This is a genomic window from Bradyrhizobium sp. S3.7.6 (genome assembly GCF_054061875.1).
Window position 1 is genome coordinate 5592084 of record NZ_JBSSEQ010000001.1, and the last position, 18271, is coordinate 5610354.

General features: G+C 62.9%; 12 protein-coding genes. 7 read left to right on the forward strand and 5 right to left on the reverse strand.

Annotated features, from left to right (window positions below):
- Positions 1-524: 524 nt before the first annotated feature.
- From ACVJ5M_RS27450 to ACVJ5M_RS27460, 3 genes are all read left to right on the forward strand, one after another.
- Complete coding sequence (locus ACVJ5M_RS27450) at positions 525-1634, forward strand: DUF937 domain-containing protein (protein WP_283018692.1); 1110 nt, start codon at positions 525-527, stop codon at positions 1632-1634.
- 94 nt (positions 1635-1728) lie between these two features.
- Positions 1729-2223, forward strand: coding sequence for an alpha/beta hydrolase family protein (locus tag ACVJ5M_RS27455; protein WP_354098163.1), 495 nt, complete (start codon positions 1729-1731; stop codon positions 2221-2223).
- Positions 2224-2482: 259 nt separating this feature from the next.
- Positions 2483-3106, forward strand: a complete 624-nt coding sequence (locus ACVJ5M_RS27460) for a septal ring lytic transglycosylase RlpA family protein (protein ID WP_283018691.1) — start codon at positions 2483-2485, stop codon at positions 3104-3106.
- Positions 3107-3185: 79 nt separating this feature from the next.
- On the opposite strand, the gene ACVJ5M_RS27465 is transcribed toward ACVJ5M_RS27460, so the two are convergent.
- Positions 3186-4061, reverse strand: coding sequence for an MBL fold metallo-hydrolase (locus ACVJ5M_RS27465; protein ID WP_063983613.1), 876 nt, complete (start codon positions 4059-4061; stop codon positions 3186-3188).
- Positions 4062-4295: 234 nt separating this feature from the next.
- Here ACVJ5M_RS27465 and ACVJ5M_RS27470 point away from each other — a divergent pair, with 234 nt between their 5' ends.
- Positions 4296-6530: an alkaline phosphatase family protein gene (locus ACVJ5M_RS27470; RefSeq protein WP_354099487.1), complete on the forward strand. Its 2235-nt coding sequence runs from the start codon at positions 4296-4298 to the stop codon at positions 6528-6530.
- A gap of 189 nt (positions 6531-6719) precedes the next feature.
- On the opposite strand, the gene ACVJ5M_RS27475 is transcribed toward ACVJ5M_RS27470, so the two are convergent.
- Both ACVJ5M_RS27475 and ACVJ5M_RS27480 read right to left on the reverse strand, forming a co-directional pair.
- Positions 6720-8342 (reverse strand): ABC-F family ATP-binding cassette domain-containing protein, encoded by a 1623-nt coding sequence (locus tag ACVJ5M_RS27475; protein WP_063983614.1) that lies wholly within the window; start codon positions 8340-8342, stop codon positions 6720-6722.
- Positions 8343-8690: 348 nt separating this feature from the next.
- Positions 8691-9641, reverse strand: a complete 951-nt coding sequence (locus ACVJ5M_RS27480) for an AraC family transcriptional regulator (protein WP_231145272.1) — start codon at positions 9639-9641, stop codon at positions 8691-8693.
- Between the two features lie 236 nt (positions 9642-9877).
- Between ACVJ5M_RS27480 and ACVJ5M_RS27485 the strand changes: the two genes are divergently transcribed.
- From ACVJ5M_RS27485 to ACVJ5M_RS27495, 3 genes are all read left to right on the forward strand, one after another.
- A complete protein-coding gene (locus ACVJ5M_RS27485; protein WP_063983616.1) occupies positions 9878-11554 on the forward strand; it encodes a winged helix-turn-helix domain-containing tetratricopeptide repeat protein in 1677 nt (558 codons plus the stop codon).
- 59 nt (positions 11555-11613) lie between these two features.
- Positions 11614-12573, forward strand: a complete 960-nt coding sequence (locus ACVJ5M_RS27490) for an MBL fold metallo-hydrolase (RefSeq protein WP_224581010.1) — start codon at positions 11614-11616, stop codon at positions 12571-12573.
- A 309-nt stretch (positions 12574-12882) separates the two neighbouring features.
- On the forward strand, positions 12883-13779 hold the full coding sequence (locus ACVJ5M_RS27495; RefSeq protein ID WP_341850557.1) for a hypothetical protein: 897 nt from the start codon (positions 12883-12885) through the stop codon (positions 13777-13779).
- Positions 13780-13896: 117 nt separating this feature from the next.
- Here the strand turns inward: ACVJ5M_RS27495 and ACVJ5M_RS27500 are convergent, their stop codons facing one another.
- Both ACVJ5M_RS27500 and ACVJ5M_RS27505 read right to left on the reverse strand, forming a co-directional pair.
- On the reverse strand, positions 13897-14601 hold the full coding sequence (locus ACVJ5M_RS27500) for a hypothetical protein (RefSeq protein WP_231144920.1): 705 nt from the start codon (positions 14599-14601) through the stop codon (positions 13897-13899).
- Positions 14602-14765: 164 nt separating this feature from the next.
- Complete coding sequence (locus ACVJ5M_RS27505; RefSeq protein WP_456679430.1) at positions 14766-18263, reverse strand: autotransporter outer membrane beta-barrel domain-containing protein; 3498 nt, start codon at positions 18261-18263, stop codon at positions 14766-14768.
- Positions 18264-18271: the final 8 nt, after the last annotated feature.

Genomic DNA, 18271 nt, shown 5'->3' on the forward strand with positions numbered 1-18271 from the left:
CGCCCGCATCCAGGGCTTGCGAGCAAGAAACTGGCGAAGTTCGATACGCGGTCGACGATCCTTCTGATCAATTTGGATTATCCAAACGACGGCCCCGGACTTGGGTTGAGTGTGAGGTTCCGGGACCGTCATCGAGGCGCGGACCGCAGCCCACCCGCGCACTGCCAGTAACGTAGATGTCCGTGCGACGGACAATTGTCTTCTGGTACAATCCCACTGCGTGTCATCATGCCCGCTAGCGGGCATTGCGGTGCTCGGAGCCGATAGCCAATCCTGGCCCGTCAGCGAAACATCGATGCCTCTCAACCAAGTCCGCCTGATGGGCCGCAGCGCACTGGATATCTCGCGCCGAACTCTTCGCATTTGCCCTGTACCGAAGACCTTTGATCTGGATCAAGGAGTCGAACTATCGATGCAATCTCAACTTGGGCGATAGGCGACGTTCGGAACCATCGACGCCTGTCACATCAAATTCGCGAATTAGGGGGCAACCAACAGACCTGCAACGTAGTGGAGAGACCGCCATGGCCGTCAATCTCATTTCAGCTGCACAACAGCTCCTGACCCCTGAAGTCATTGCGCAGATTTCCTCCTTTCTTGGGATGGACCGAAGCGCGACGCAGAAGGCCGCAATAGCGGCCATCCCGACAATACTGGCCAGCCTGTCGGATCTGGTCGGAACCCCGGCCGGCGCCAATCAACTGTCAAAACTGCTGTCACAACAGCAAGGCAGCAATCCCATGGATATGTTGCGCAACGCCGGCGCCCCGGACCTGGCTCAGACGGGTTCGAGCATGTTGTCCGGACTGCTTGGAGGCCGAACCATGGATACCATGGCCCAGGCGATCGGGAGTTTCGCGGGAATGGGCGATGGCGGCGGCAAGTCGTTACTCGCCGTGGTCGGGCCGCTGGTCCTGGGTATGCTCGGCAAGCAGCAGCATGACGCCGGGATGGATGCAAACGGACTGGCATCGCTTCTGCGCTCGCAGAAAGATCAGATCATGGCGGCGATTCCATCGGGCCTCAGTGATCAACTCGGCGCCGCGGGCCTGATCGACAAGGCACGCAGTGGAATGGCGACGGCCGCCGCCACAGGGAGCCGGATCGCCGGCGTTTCCGGCGCCACTGGCGCGAGCCAGGCCGCCATGGCCGCCGGCCGGACGCAATGGCCATATTGGCTCGCCGCGCTCGTTATCGTTGCCGGACTTGCCATATATGCGCTTCAGCGTCCGACCGAGCAGACGGTCGCTCAGAGTACAAACGTTACGCGGCCCTCAACCGGAACTGTGGGCATGGCGCCCGCGGATCTGACCGTTGACGGCGTGAATCTGGCGAACCAGGTCAATTCGTCCCTTGGTACGCTGCAGGCTCAACTGCCGACCATCACCGATGAAGCTAGCGCGCAGGCGGCCCTGCCGAAGATCAACGACGCCATCTCACAGCTGGATGGCGTCACGGCACGAGCTGCCAAGCTTTCTCCGGAAGCGCGACGCGCGCTTGCCAAGCTGATCGTCGCGGCGGCGCCGGCCATCAATCAGATGTGCGACAAGGTCTCGGCGACACCGGCCGGCACGATCGCAAAGCCAGTGATCGACAATCTTCGTGCCAAGCTCGACCAGTTGGCGAAAGCCTGAAAGCCAGAGACGTCACACGCAATAAACTCGCCACACTTCAGGACGGGACGTGTTTCCCACCCTCCCGTCCTGCAAGATGAAAGGAGAAGACTCCATGGCCGACAAGACCAGTTTCACCAAGGATGAATGGGCGCTCCTCCTGAGAAGCCCGATGAATGCTGGAATGGCCATTACGGCTGCCGAACCGAGCGGATTGTTTGGCCTTCTGAAGGAATCATTTGCTGGCGGCACCGCGCTCGCCCAGGCGGCCACCGATCCCAATGCCAACCCCATGGTAAAGGCTGTGGTCGCCGACTTCCAGACGAGCGACGGCCGGGCCGCGGCTCATGACGGGTTGAAGGCGGAGCTCGGCAAGAGCACGCCGGCCGAGATCAAGACCAAGACAATCGCATCGTTGCATGAAGTCACGGCGCTGCTTGCTGCGAAAGCTCCGGATGATGCCGCGGCTTTCAAGGGCTGGCTGCGTCAGATTAGTCAAAAGACGGCTGAGGCTGCATCGGAAGGCGGAGGGTGGTTCGGTGGGGGCGTTCAGGTCAGCGACGCCGAGAAAGCAACCCTCGGCGAAATCTCCAGCGCGCTTGGCATCTGATCTCGGTGGGCCGCACGGCCCACCTCTACGCGCCCTGCACCATTGGTTTGCGGGATGCCAGAGCCGCTGGCTTCCCCAAGGCCAGCGGCTGTTCTTTGCGGCGATGTGCGGGCAGTTGGGCAAATTCTCGTTGCGCGTCGGCTGGGCGCTGACCGAAATGGCAACTCCGCTGCCTTCCACGGCAACGTTGACATATGTCAAAGCCGGCAATTCCTGGAACCGAACTACTCCAACCAGCTGAGGCGCTGGGGGGGCCATCATGAAACGATGGAGCGGTCAACCTGCACTGCTCGCTGCTACCGCGATTGCTGCATCATGCATCGCATTCGATGGTGGAATTGACTCTGCGCATGCGAAGTTCGGTCGAATAACGAAGTCGGCGATTGTCCCTGGCGCAACGCCACTGGAAGTGCATGACCATACCCGCGACGCAAACGGTTCGCCAAACGCCAACGACCTCCCCTCGCTTGCCACGAAGTCACCGCGACGGCGTCAGCGCGCAACAGGGCAAGGCCCGAAAGCTCACGGCGACATTCGGCGAGCAACGCATCGGAAGAGCAACCATCAGCATGCACTTCATAAAAAGCATCCCAGAAGGGAAACCCCACTGTTCGGGCTTGCGAGTTTCTACTCGGAAGACCAGATGACCGCGAGTGGCGAGAGGTTCAACAAGCATGCGCTGCATGCGGCGCATCCGTCCTTGCCTTTCGGAACGCGCCTGCGCGTGACTAATGTCTTGAACAAAAAGTCCGTGATCGTGAGAGTCAACGACCGCGGTCCATTTGTTCATGGACGCATCATCGACGTTACATCGGGTGCGGCCGCAGCCCTTGGAATGATCAAGATCGGCGTGGTCAATGTCACGCTTGAAATCGTTCGATAATGGCCGCCAATTTCATATATCGACGGCGGCCGGGCCGTGATCAATACGGCGGGAAAGGACTGATTTGGGCGTACACGGCCTAGTCCCGCTTGAACCGATAGTCGAACGCCCCATCCAGCGGCTTGATCAGCCCGACCGTCGGAGCCGGAAAATGGATCGGCAGGATCAGCGTGTCGGTGTCCGCAACGGAGGCGAATAACTTTCGTCGCGACACCGCCGACTGCCTGGCATCCCAATCCGGCTTCGCCGACCAGTCCGGCTCGCGGCACTGGATCTGGTGATGCATGAGATCGCCCGCGACCACCGCGCGGCGCCCCTTCGAAAAGATATTCACGCAGCAATGACAAGGTGAGTGCCCCGGCGTCGGCGTCAGCGTGACGGTGTCATCGAGCGCGTAGTCGTCGTCCACCAGCAGCGCCTGCCCGGCCTCGACGATCGGCAGGCAGTTGTCGCGGAAGACGGTGCCGGGCGGGTTGTTGCCTTTGGCATTCTCCGCCTCCCAGGCCGCGTACTCGCCCTTGTGAAAGACGTACTTTGCATTCGGAAACGTCGGCACCCAGCGCCCGTCGCGCAAGGTCGTATTCCAGCCGGTGTGATCGATGTGCAGATGCGTGCAGAAGACGTAGTCGATCTGCTCGAAAGAGATGCCGAGCGCGAACAATTCGTTGCGCCAGCGCACCTTGCCGGGAAAGTCGAACGGCGGCGGATGGCCCTTGTCCTCGCCGGTGCAGGTGTCGACGAGGATGGTGTAGCGCGGCGTGCGCACCACGAAGGTCTGATAGGTGATCACCATCATGCCGCGCGCGGCATCGAACACCTCCGGCTCCATCGTCGGCAGATGACGGGCGAACACGCCCTCGTCATAGGCCGGGAAGAAATCCTGCGGCCGCCGCCACGGCCCTTCCCGCTCGATCACCGCATCGATGGTGATGTCGCCGATCCGCAGTTGCTTCACGCGTCTCCTCCCGCTTTTTCTTCAGCGTAACGAGCGAGTTCGCAGTGCTCAAGGCTCATATGCGCATGTCTGTGCGGCCGGGACCTTGATTTCGGTGTGACGTGACCACAGCCACGCCGCGTTATCTCAACGACGCACACACGTCGCCGAGGCGTCACACGCGCGTCGTGGGCCACGCTCGATAATCCCCGCGTCATTCCAGGTCAAACCCGCGCAGGTTGCGCAGCAAGAAACATGGGGCACCACGTGGACATGAAGGCGCTCTTCTCCCTGATCTCGTCGATATCGCTCGCCGCATCGCTGGCTGGCACCGCAATTCCGGCGCACGCCGATCAGGACGACAACGGCCGCGACCGCGGCTTCGACAATTCCAGGGATCGCGACCACGATCGCGACCATCATCACGGACACCGCTCGCCGCCGGTAGTCGTCATCTCGCTCGACGGTGCAAAGCCCGATTTCATCCAGCAATTTATCGACGAAGGCGTACTGCCGCGCGACGGCGCTCTGGCGCGGCTGAGCCGCCATGGCGCGGTGGCGCAGCAAAACATCACGGCGTCGCCGTCACTTACCGCCGTCTCGCATATCGAGATCGCCACCGGCTCGACCGCCGTCCACAACGACATTCCCTCGAACACCTATCAGGCGATCGTCGGGCCGGTTACGTCGAGCCTCAGCGGTTTCGCCGCGCCGATCGGCGGCTATCGCGAGAGCCCGCTCGGGCCCTCGCCGCGTCCGACGGCATTGCCGCTGTGGGTGCAACTGCGCCAGCAGGGCAGGAAAGTCGTCACTGCGACGTGGCCGGGCGGCGACGGCGCCGACATCTCGATCAACGGCACGGTGGTGCAACCGGCCCAGCCGATCCGCATCACCGACTACACCGTGCCGTTCGGCGCATTCGGCGGTATCGGCGCCCAGGGCTTTTCGCTCACATCGGCGGACTTCGCCGCCGATCCGGCCGTGGCCACGGCCCTCCAGGCGGCTGGCCGCTTCTCGTTCAGCCCGGTGCTGGCAACCTCCGCGCCGATCGAGACGTTCTCATGCGCATCCGCTCCGACCGCAACCTGCACCAACGCGGCTACCCAGGACATCAAATATGCGATCCGGGTAGCGGCGCTCGACACCACCAATGACAGCAGGGTGAACTACGACACGCTTGTGTTCTTCGACGCCACGCGCGGCATTACGGCTGGACCGTTCAAGCCCCCGGCGACCGGACCGGCCTATGCGAAGTTCGGTGGCGAGAACGCGCCGTTCTTCTTCGACGGCAGCGGCGCCAAGGTCGGTGCGGCCTACTTCGTCTCGCAGCTCGCGCCCGATCTCTCGGTGGTGCGCTTCGCCCGTTACGGCGCCAACTTCATTCCGCGCAACGCACCGGTCCTGACCGACGTCGACGACATCAACAACACTATCGGCTTCTGGCGTCCGCAGGCCGACTTCCGCATTCCGGAGCGGCTGAGCCCGGGCTTCACCAATTTCCCGGACATCGAGATCGAGGCGATGTTCGAGGACATGGTCAAGACCTTCGTGCGCTATCAGGCGGATATCGGCGAGCGCGCCATCCTGAACAATCCCGACGCCGATCTCGTGATGGTCTATATCGAGCAGCCCGACGGCTCCGAGCATCAGTTCCTGCTCACCGACCCGCGCCAGGGCACCAACCCGAAGGACCCGAACTCGATCGGGGCCAACCAGGACGCAGCCAAGGTCGCCCGTTACAAGTCCTACATTCGCTTCGCCTATCAGACCGCGGACAAGGCGGTGAAGCGGATCGCCGATGCCGCAGGGCCGGACAGCAACGTCATCGTCGTGTCGGACCACGGCTTTGCGCCGTTCCACACCTCGGTCAGCATGGCCAATATCCTGAAGAACGCCGGCATCGACACCACCAAGGTGGCGATCCGCACCTCCGGTCCGGCGGCCAACATCTACGTCAACCTGCAACAGCGCGAACAGGGTGGCACCGTCGATCCTGCCACCTACAAGTCGCTGGTGACGCAGATCACCGAGGCCGTGAGGAATGCCGTCGATCCCAACCCCAAATTCAACGCTTCGCTCGAGGACGGGCGGCTGTTCACGGTGGTCGAGACCCGCCCGCTACAATGCGAGGCCGGGCTCGGACAGTGCACCAGCAAGACCATCGGTCAGGACTTCGGCGACGTATTCGCGCTGATGGCCCCGGGGTACAATTTCGACGGCATCCAGAGCCCCGGCGTCGCCCGGCTCGGCGATGCTCCGTTCAATGCGGCGACGACCACGCTGTCGATGCCAAACTTCTACGGTGCCCACGGCCACGATCCCAAGCTGCCGGTGATGAGCGCGACCTTCATCGCCGCCGGCCCGCAGATCCGCAACAACACCACGATCCGACGCATGCACAATCTCGACGTCGCGCAGACCATCATGCAGATCCTGGGCGTCAGACCGCACCAGGTCGATGGCGAGGTGCTGCGCGAGATTTTGCGATAGCGATTGAGGGCCACAACGGATGGGTGCTGTACCGCCGCCCATCCCGCTAGTTCATTGCGAGTCTCTCGATTTGGTTGCAGCCCGGATGGAGCGAAGCGCAATCCGGGGCCGGAGCAACTGCATCACGCGACCGCTCGCGTGGAACGAATCCCGGATGGCCCTTCGCTCCATCCGGGCTACGGCTTCCAATTAAGACCGCAACCCCGGCGCTTCCTGCCCGGTGCGCGCGACATATTCGGTGTAGCCGCCGCCGAACTGGTGGATGCCTTCCGGCGTCAGTTCCAGCACGCGGTTCGACAGCGTCGCCAGGAAGTGGCGGTCATGCGAGACGAACAGCATGGTGCCCTCGAAATCCGCCAGCGCCGTGATCAGCATCTCCTTGGTGGCGAGGTCGAGATGGTTGGTCGGCTCGTCCAGCACCAGGAAGTTCGGCGGGTCGAACAGCATCTTGGCCATCACGAGGCGCGCCTTCTCGCCGCCCGACAGTACGCGGCAGCGCTTCTCGACATCGTCGCCGGAGAAGCCGAAACAGCCGGCGAGCGCGCGCAACGACCCCTGCCCCGCGGTCGGAAACTGGTCTTCGAGCGACTGAAACACGGTGCGCTCACCGTCGAGCAGATCCATCGCGTGCTGAGCGAAATAGCCCATCTTGACGCTGCCGCCGACTGCCACCGTGCCCTCGTCCGGCTCGCTCGCACCGGCGATCAGCTTGAGCAGCGTCGACTTGCCGGCGCCGTTGACGCCCATCACGCACCAGCGCTCCCTGCGGCGGATCATGAAATCGAGGCCGTCATAGATGCGCTTGCTGCCGTAACCCTTGTAGACGTTCTTGAGCGCCACGACGTCCTCGCCCGAGCGCGGCGCCGGCGGAAAATCGAATGCCACGGTCTGGCGGCGGCGCGGCGGCTCGACCCGCTCGATCTTGTCGAGCTTCTTCACCCGGCTCTGCACCTGGGCGGCATGAGACGCGCGCGCCTTGAAACGCTCGATGAACTTGATCTCCTTGGCGAGCATGGCCTGCTGGCGCTCGAACTGCGCCTGCTGCTGCTTCTCGTTCTGCGCCCGCTGCTGCTCGTAGAACTCGTAGTCGCCGGTATAGGTCGTGAGCGAGCCGGAATCGATCTCGATCACCTTGGAGATCACGCGGTTGATGAACTCGCGATCATGCGAGGTCATCAGCAGCGTGCCTTCGAAATCGTGCAGGAATTTTTCCAGCCAGATCAGGCTTTCGAGATCGAGATGGTTGCTCGGCTCGTCGAGCAGCATGACGTCGGGGCGCATCAAAAGAATACGCGCCAGCGCCACGCGCATCTTCCAGCCGCCGGAAAGCTTGCCGACATCGCCGTCCATCATCTCCTGGCTGAAGCCGAGGCCGGACAGCGCCTCGCGCGCGCGGCCGTCGAGCGCATAGCCGTCGAGTTCCTCGAACGCGTGCTGCACCTCGCCATAGCGCGCGATGATCTCGTCCATCTGGTCGGCCTTGTCGGGGTCGGCCATCGCGGCCTCGAGCTCGCGCAACTCGGCTGCGACCTCGCTGACGGGACCTGCGCCATCCATCACCTCGGCCACGGCGCTGCGGCCGCTCATCTCGCCGACGTCCTGGTTGAAATAGCCGATCGTGATGCCGCGATCAGTCGAGACCTGCCCCTCGTCGGGCAGTTCCTCACCGGCAATCATCCGGAACAAAGTGGTCTTTCCGGCCCCATTCGGGCCGACGAGCCCGATCTTCTCGCCCTTGTTAAGGGCGGCGGAGGCTTCGATGAACAGGATCTGGTGGCCGGCTTGCTTGCTGACGTTGTCGAGGCGGATCATGGGGTCTTTTTGGGAGGATTTTTTGCGTTGCAGCGTCATAGGCCATGCCGGCCGCCAGGGGAAGCCCGGCCGGGCCCGGATTCCACCCCGCCAGACGCCAGCTTCCTGTAATTCATCCCGACGCGACGCTTCGCGCCCGCTGCCTGCCGTCTCGCTGTCCGCTTCCAGCCGAAGCGCGCTGTGCGAGCGGCAAGGCGTGACGTCCGCCAATGTCCCATATAGCGGACTTGCCGCTACCGCCCGTCAGGCGTCGGCTTGTGACCCATAGCGGTCATGGGACCTTCTTTTGCCCGCCTGCATCCGGGAGCCTTTCTCCCAATGATGCTGTTCCCAGCATAGGCGATGCTGTCAACGTGCACGCCGTCGCCAATTGCTCGGGGTGTCCCCAGTCAGCTTCCTGAAGGCGGCGGCGAACGCGGTCTGGGAAGAATAGCCGAGCGCGACCGCGATCGAGATGACCGACGCGTCGGTGCCGCGCAGCATGTTTTTGGCCTCCTCGAGCCGTTGCTGGCGCCGCCAGGCATGTGGGGAAAGCCCGGTGCTTTCCTTGAAGGCGCGGCAGAAGTGGAATCGCGAAAGACCGGCATCAGAAGCGAGCGCCGCGAGCGATACGTCAGCGTCGATGTCCGAGTGCAGGCGCTCGATGGCGCGGCGCAATACGACCGGTGAGAGGCCGCCCCGCGTCGGCTGGAACGTGGACGGCGCGCCGACATGCGCCGCCAGCAGGCGCGTGGCCAAGAGGTCCATCAGCTGATGCCTGAACAGTGTATCCACGACGACATTGCCCACCACGGCGTCGGTCGCGGTCAGGAGCAATCGGGATGTAATGGGGTCGGGATGCGCCGTTCGCTCCAGCAGATCGGTCGAGGTGGCGCTGTCGACCTCGCCTGCAACCCGCTCGAGCGTGGCGTGCGGAAGATAGAGTTGGATGACATCGACAGGTTTCGGAATATCCCACCGGGAGCTCGATCCTTCGGGGATGATGATCACGACTCCGGGACGAAACGTACCGATCGCAACCGCGCTTCCCATCCGCCGCTCCATGCGCTGCACCGTGCCGTTGTAAGCCATGATGACGTGATGGCTCATGGGCGCGACGACGTCGTGCAGCGGGTCATGCTTCCAGTGGGCGATTCCGGCGCCGGAGGAATCCAAAGCCATTTGAAATGGCGTGGTCCCGAGCACCCGCGCCATTTCTGCACCGGCGGGAGGGCGCTCGGCATGAGCCGGAGTGACTTGGCACGCCTCAGGCGCAAGTGACGCGTCCTCCAGGGAAGCGCGCAAGATATGCTTGTTCATGAACGTATCCTCGCACTCGGGAGGCGATGCAGGTGGTAAGCCTGCCTCGGCTCGGCCAGGTTTGTTGCGTTGTTTGCGAACGTCAGTGCGCGTCGAGTGCAGGCGGGCCAACCATTTCTCGAACCCTCGTTCCCGAAGGGTGAGAAAATGTGTACTGTTTCGAACGGAAAAGACCTTGCAGCCGGCCTGAATTGCGATCGAGTTTTCCTTGGCTTCTTGTCCAGGAAGGATCACAAGTGTCGTTTCTATTCGAAGATTATTGTCTCGATGCCAACCGGCGCGAGCTCAAGCGAGGCTCCGAGCTCATCCCCATCGGACCGAAGGTGTTCGACCTGCTGCTCTTCCTGGTCCGAAACCGGGAACAGGTCGTGACAAGGGACGATCTTCTGAAGGCGGTGTGGGAAGGACGGATCGTGTCCGAATCCACGCTGACCAGCCACGTCAATGCCGTGCGCAAGGCAATCGGGGATACCGGCAAGGAGCAACGCCTGATCCGGACGGTTTCTCGCAGAGGCTTCCGGTTTGTTGGCGAGATCACCGAGGAAGAATTGCCCGCGCGAGCCTCGGTCACAGACCCAGGTACGGATCTTGGCGTTCAACATGTAAAGAACATTCAGGAGCCAATCAGGGCCTTTGAGGTCGATGCGCCGACGGAAACGCGAGAGGCTGCGCCAGTTTTTGCTGCCGAGGCCGGGAGTCCGCCTCCGCTGCCCGACAGGCCTTCCATTGCGGTGCTTCCGTTTCAGAATATGTCTGGCGATGTCGAACAGGAATACTTTGCCGATGGAATGGCCGAGGACATCATCACGGCGCTGTCCCGTTTCAAGGCGCCATTTGTCATCGCCCGAAACTCCAGCTTCACCTACAAGGCGCGCGCTGTCGACGTGAAGCAGGTGGGGCGCGAGCTTGGGGTGCGCTACGTGTTGGAAGGGAGCGTTCGCAAGGCGGCAAACCGAGTGCGCATTACGGGACAACTCGTCGATACCGCTACTGGAGCACATATTTGGGCCGATCGGTTTGATGGCGAGCTCGGCGACATCTTCGATTTGCAGGACCAGGTGACTGAAAGCGTTGTCGGGGCGATCGCGCCTGCGGTGGAGAAAGCTGAGATCGAGCGCGCCAAACGCAAGCCGACCGCTAGTCTCGACGCCTATGCCCACTATTTGCGCGGTCTGGCCCGGCTTCATCAGTTTGGTAACCGGCAAGCGAACGACGAGGCATTGCGTCTGTTCAACCGCGCGATAGAGCTCGACCCGGAATTTGCCACCGCCTACGGTCGCGCAGCCTTTTGCTACCTCATTGCCAGGATCAATGGCTGGATTCCGGACACGGCGAACGCGATTGCCGAAGTGAAGAAGCTCACCCAACGGGCAGTTGAGTTGGGCAAGGATGACGCGAACGCGCTCTCCGCTGGCGGGAATGCGTTAGCGTTTGTTGTTGGGGATCTCGGGGTAGGTGCCGGCTTAGTTGATCGCGCGATCGCGCTTAATTCCAATTTGGCTGAGGCATGGAATTTCGGCGGCTGGGTAAAACTCTGGCTCGGCGAGCCGGAATCGGCGATCGAGCGCTTCGCACGAGCCATTCGCCTGAGCCCACTTGATCCGTGGCTGATGGGCATGCGAGCCGGGACCGCGTATGCACATTTCTTTTTGGACCGCTATGACGAAGCGGCATCATGGGCGGCAATGGCATTGCAGTGCAGCCCGGACTATCGGCCTGGATTACGGATCACCGCCGCAAGCAACGCAATGGCCGGTCGGCCGGAGCAAGCACACAAGGCCGTGGCTCGGCTGCGAGAACTCAGCCCCACGCTGCGCGTTTCCAATCTCAAAGATGTGCTTGGCCCTTATCGACGTGCTGAGGACGTCGCGCGATATGAGGAAGGATTGCGGCAAGCAGGGCTGCCCGAATGACCATCTCGGCCCTGTCGTGAAATTTGCAAGACCGATTTGATAGACTCTGTTTGAACAACATGGGTGTCTTCATGGTTCGGCTTCCGGTTATTTTCTTGCTGGGAATTTTCTGTGCGTCACTGAGCAGTTTGAGCGCTTTCGGACAGAGTTGCGGTACAACGCCGCTCGACGTGCAAATCCTCGGTTCTGGTGGCCCCAGAATGAATCCCACTCGGGCATCGACGAGTTATCTGGTCTGGATCGAGGGGCGCGCAAGAATACTCATCGACATGGGCGGTGGTGCTCAACACCGCTTTGGTGAATCGCAAGCCAAACTCGAAGACTTGTGGATGGTCGGAATAAGCCATCTTCATCCAGATCACGTTTCCGACTTGCCAGCGTTCCTTTGGCTGAGCCACGAGGTCCGCAAGGAACCTCTCAAGGTTTTCGGTCCTACAGGCAACGATGCGGCCCCTGACTTTGCGATTTTCCTCAACAGGCTTTTTGACGAGAAGACTGGCGCATTTCCAGTGCTCGGATCGGCGTTAGGCGGCTCATACGGGGGCAGCGGCGTGCGGCCCGATATGGGGCGCGTTGTGGCGGGTGGCGTTCGACTTGATGTCGGAGTGATTGACGCTGTCAAAAGCGATCCATCCGTGGTTTTGCAGCGCGAGGGAACGACAGTCACGGCACGGAAAATCCCGCATGGAAATATGCCAACCTTGGCCTATCGCGTGCAGACCGGAAATGTGTCGATCGTGTTTAGCTCCGACCAAAACGGCACCGATCCAGGCTTCGTCGAATTCGCAAAGGGCGCGAACCTCCTGATCATGCATCTTGCAATCCCGCCCGGTGCGAATGTTCCCTTGCACGCAACACCGGCAGTCGTCGGACGCGTTGCCCAAGAGGCTGCGGTCAAGCAGCTCATCGTCAGTCATTTCGGTCTGTTTGAACTCGATGCCGCCATCGCTGATTTGCGAACTGCCTACAACGGGCCGCTCATCGTCGGAGCAGACATGCAGTGTACGCCAGTGCTGTGAGACCCACGGTCCTTCGCTGGTTGATGTCCGGTTATGGCCCACAGCGGACCTGCCGCTGCCACCCGTCAGGCGTCAGCCTGTGCCCCCTTGGTTGACTTTGGTCAGTGTGTTTCCCGCACCGGCAACTGCCCCCTTGAGCAAAACCAGCTGTGGCTCTTCCACCGGTTGTTGAAAATCGCGGGAGCAACCAATTTACGGATTGTTAGTAGATTCCATCATAAATGGTTCAAGAAGATAACAACAACCATACCGGGTTCCATTGCCCGACCAAATCCATGAATGCATCTGCTTTCCTGATCGCGACGGCCTTTGGCCGCAGCATTCCTTGCTGTGGAGTACAAGTGGTACTACCAGCCCGACATGTTCAATCCGGATGTCGTGCTCAGCATCTTCTCTAACGAGCACATGAAAGCTCGCGCAGCAGTTCGGCGCGTGCTGATCGATCCGGACTCGGCCAAATTCAGCGCATTGCGTTCAGTCGAGGCCGACGCGGCGCGATATGTTTGCGGCGCCGTCAACGCCAGAGACAAATCCGGCCAATCCATCGATGCCGCTTTCGTCTACACTGTGGCCGTTGACTTTGCCCGCATCGACGACGACGGCCGGATCACGCAGCTGCGCTCGGGATTTCGGCCTTGCCCCACTGAAAATGACAAGGTCGCGCAGCAGAAGCCTGCTCTTTCGCCTGGCATGCTGTCCGTTGCGCAAACCGTTCAGAAGGTTGCTCCGCAGGCCGGCACCTCAACTGTGTCAGGTCTGACGACGCGTGCACCTGCGGCAGGCGCAACGGCGTCCGGCGGGACCATGGAGCAGCAGCTCCGCGAGCTGGGCGCACGGACTGTCCCGCCTCAATCGGCCAATGGAGCCCAGGCAAACTTGCCGGGAGAGCGTGGGACCGGCAAGGAGAGTGAGTGGCGAGCCGATCAGCCTCCCGTCGCATGGCCCAAATTCCCTCCGGATCACCCTTTGGCGAGGTCAACCCGGAAACGGAGCCCCTCCGAAGCACTCGCCTTGGCGAAAGGCGTCGAGGAACGCTGGAACCAAGCCAAGTCGTCCGGCAACGTCGCGATGCGTCCCTCGTCGGACGAAATCAAAGAGGCGTGTCGCGCCTTGCTTGCGATCGATCCCACAGACAGCGAATATCGAAAGGCTTGGGCAACTTTCGTGCACCTGCAAGACATCGACCGCGATGTTGCAATGAAATGAAGCGCGAGAGGTAGAAGAACTGGCCTTCCCGCCTCTGGCCCAAGGACGACATTCGTCCCAGACCACTTCGATGTCACTTTTTGGCATAAGCCGACGCGGCTTCGATGAGGATACGTCCTAGGCCCGCCGCATCAGCTTGAGCGAGGCTGCAAGGCGCAGGCTGCGCTTGCCGGCGAGCGCGATGCCTTCGAGCTCACCGATATCCGCCGTGCAGGTTCCGGAGAAGCCGATCCCGACCTCATAGCCGCCAAACACGGGGTTTTCGCCCTTCGCCGGCGTGTGCTCCTGGTTCAGCATCTCGCCCTTCCAGCGGCCATCCGCCGACGAATAGGAGCCGAGATAGTAGAAGAACGCATCGCCGCCGAGGATGCGGCCGTCGATCAGGAGCATCACGCCTGATAATCCGGCATCGACACCGTCAAGCGCGCGCAGGCTCATCCCATAGAGTCCGTTGGCGATGCCGCCCGGACCGACCGCACCACTCGGAGGCAACCCCTCGTCGTCGAGCCGGGTGAGATTGGCCCAGAATTTTGCGCCCGGCATGGTGTCCGCGCCACCCTCGAGACGGATCTGGTTGCCGGTGAGCCGCCCGCGCGCACCGATCGAGGCGATATCGGCTCCCATCAGCGGCTTGTGATTGGGATCCTCGTTGTGCCGTTCGGTGATCACCTCGGCGACGATCTCGCCGTCGCGCTCGACATAGGTTCCAAGGTGCGCGAAGGCCGAATTGCCGCCCAGCATCTTACCGTCATGCAGGCACATGATGCTGCGGCCGAACGCATCGTTGACGCCGTATTCAACCTTGTAGAGTCCGTCCAGCAATTCAATAAGCCCACAAAATCAGAAAAGAATCGCGGGCTACCTAGGCCGTGATCCCATAAATCAGCCGATCGGTCGGCTTGCCAGAGTCCGCTATGCCCCCGATAGCTACCAAATTCCGCAGCACAGCGAAATGATGCGAAGGGCCAAAACCGGAAATCGTCAACTTACCAGGAATACCGCACCACGCCCTTGCCGGCGTAGCTGGTGGTGAGTTGAGAGAACTCGCCTTCGAAGGTGGCGGCGGCGGACCAGCCGTTCAGCCATTTCTTCTCGACGGAGACGGTGACGAGCGCGGAGTCGCTGGCTTGCGCGGCGCCGCCAACGACAAAGGATGCGCCCAGCAATGTCTGGAACGTCGCACCGATATTGCGGCCGGGGTTGAAATCATGCGCCCATGCCAGGCGCCCTCGCAGCGTGAAGATTCCGTCCGCCATCGCATATGATTTGTCGCTGCGAAGGCCGAGCTCGCTGCGCGTATCAGTGACACTCTTCGAGGCGTAGGCGAGCGCAAAGGTATTGACGCCGGTTACCGCTTGCTCGGCATAGGCAGGCAGGTCGAAGGTGGTGAACTGTCCTGCGGCATAAGGCGTGATGCCCACCCCGCCCATCCATGGGCTGACAAAACGATAGCCGCCTTCGACGCGACCGGACCACGCATTGGCGTTGAACTGCGCGCGCAACTGGTCGATGCCGGCCACCGTCACGGTGCGGTTGGTGGTGATGTCCTGCCAGCCATAGGCCAGTGCGCCGGAGAGATACGCCGCACCGGCATTGTGCCGGATGAAGGCGCCGGCCTGGAACATATCGGATCGGCCAGAGCCGCTATTGACGACGCTGAAGTTCGTACCACCGCCGGCCAGCGCAAAGCCTGCCAGCGTATTCGGCGAGATACGGTAATCGGCGCCGACCGCGGTGCCTGCGATGCGGCTAGTCGTGTTGTTGGAGCCGAGTGTCGTGTTGCCGTCGGTGGTCTGCGAGCCGCCATAGCCCGCCGCCCACACGCTCCAGCGCTGCGCGAACGGATCGGCCATGACGACCGCCTTGGTGAACATCGCATGGGCGTCCCGCGCCGCACCGGAGCGTGGCATGTCCGGTGAGGCGTAGGCCGATGCGCCCGCCGATGATCCCGCTGAAACGCCATCGCCGCGACCGTCGATGAAGGGATCGGTCAGCAATCCCATGAACTGGTTCATCGCGTTGAAGGTCGTCTGCTGCGAGCCGGTCGCGGTCTCGCCCGAGATCTGGATCAGTCCCGCCGGCGTCAGCCCGCCGAACGCCAGCGGAATACCGCCGTTGGAGTTGAAGAAATTGACGATCGGGTCGGCGATGTTCCGTTGGTTGTTGTTGAGACCCGTCCCGGGCGGCGGCACGAAACTGAGAACGAGATTGAGATACGCATTGTTGGCGTCATAGCTCAGGCTCGACGCGAATCCACCCGGCAAGTTGGTGTTGACGATCGAGCCGAACGTGCTGGTGCCGATACCGCCGGTGGCGTTGAGGATGGTGTATTGCTTTGCGACATAGGCCCCGGCTGCGAAAGATGCTTTGACGGTGGCGCCGCCGAACGTCGCCACGCCGGTGACGTTGGTGCGGTCGGCCGCCGAAGGCGACACCTCGACCATGTAGCTCGATGCGGCCGTCAACACGAGATTGCCCTGCACGGTCAACGTACCGATCGAATTGCCGGGCGCCAGCGTGCCGCCATTGATGGTCGTGTTGCCGACCGTGCCGTTGCCGCCGAGCGTGCCGCCGGCATTCACCGTCACCGCGCTGGCCGTGCTCGTGCCGTTGACCGAGAGCAGGCCGCCGTTGACCGTGGTCGCGCCTGTGAAGGTGTTGGTGCCCGTCACATTGGTCGCGCCACTATTCGCCGTCAGCGTCATGCCGCCGCCGAGGCTGTTCAGCGTGCCGCCGCTTGAGGTCACTGCGCCGGTCAACGCGCCGTTGGCCAACGTGCCGCCCGATAGCGAAACGATATTGATCGTTTGTCCCAGCAAACCGAGATCGAGCGTGCCACCGGTGTTGATTGTCGTCACACTCGTAGCGCTGAATGTGTTCGCCGCAGCGCCCCTTAGCGTGCCGGCATTGATCGTCGTAGCTCCAGTATAAGTGTTGGCGCCAGAAAAGCTGAGCGTGCCGATGCCGCTCTTGGTAATGGCGCTCGATCCACCGGTGCCGCCGAGGCCGTCCGAGGCCGCCGAGCCGCCGGAACCGTTCTGATCGGCGATGGCGTCCGACACCGTGTAGCTGCCGCTGCCACCGAAGGTCAGCGTCGAGCCCTGCACAAAGAAGCCCGTGCCTAAGGCCGAGCCCGCACCGCCGCCGTTGGAGCCGGTGCCGCCGGCTACGCTGCCGCCCGAGGTCGAGCCGTTGCCGTTGATGGTGAGCGAGCCGCCCTTGACCACGAACACCGCCCCGCCCATGCCGCCGCCGCCGCCGTTCCCGCCACTGGTGCCGTCGCCGCCGCCAAAGCCACCCGCACCGCCGGCCCCGCCGCCGCCGCCCCCACCGCCAAACCCACCCGCGCCGCCGCCGCCGCCACCGCCGCCGCCAAAGCCGCCCGCACCGCCGCCACCGCCGCCGCCGCCACCGAAGCCACCGGCGCCGCCAGGGCCGCTGAAACCACCGCCGCCGCCGCCGAAACCACCGCCGCCGCCGCCGTTCAAGCCGGTGCCGCCGCCGCCGCCGAAACCACCCGCCCCGCCGGTCGAGCCGGAACTGCTTGCGCCGCCGAAGCCGCCACCCCCGCCCGCATTTCCGATACCGCCGCCGCCGCCGCCATTCGCACCACCGGTGGTGCCACCACCAAATCCGGCGCCGCCGGCGCCGTTGAGGCCAGCAATCGACAGGAGGCCCGCGGTGCCGTTCGCGCCGCTTCCACCGGCGCCGCTATAGCCGCCGCCGCCGGCGCCAGCGGAACCGCCGAAAATGCCGCCGCCGGCGCCGGAGGAGCCGCTGCCGAAAATGCCGCCGGCGCCGCTGCCGCCGCTGCTGCCGCCGAGGCCGCCGCCGCCGCGAAACGTGTTGATTGTTGCGTTGCCGCCCTTCGCGTTGTTGTTGGCGAAGCTGACGTTGCTCAGCGTCACGTCGGCCGACTGGTTGACGAACAGTGCGCCGCCCGCCCCCATGCCGCCGCCGGCGCCGTTGCCGCCGCCCTGGGCGAGGCCCGCGGACAGGATGACGTTGCTGATCGCCACCTGAGGGCGGTCCGCGATGATCGAGCCCGCCACCCCCGCGCTGGTCTGCGTCGCGGTGTCGACGCCGACCATGAAGATGCGCTGCGAATTGTTGCCGCTGATGGTGAAGCCGTTGCCGTTGATGCTCACCGAGTTGAAGATCGGCGACAGCGGCCCCGACAGCGTGACATTGGTCTGCAGGTTGATGATGAAGCCGCCGGGGGGCGTGGAAGCATTGATCTGCGCGAGCGCGGCGCTAAGCGTGCCGGCGCCGCCAGTCGAGCCCCCCGAGGTGGTGCCGGTGTCGTTGGCGACCGTGACGTTGATCACCGTCTGGGCCCGCGCTCCGGTCACGAGCGCGCCGAGCAAGACGCCGGCGAACAGCGCCGCGCGCATGGTCGCCGCAAAGCGGCTAATCGATCGCTTGCGCCCAACAACGGCCGCGCCGGTTTCCAGCGCGCCTTCAGACGCTACAAAATAAGACAACCCAAACC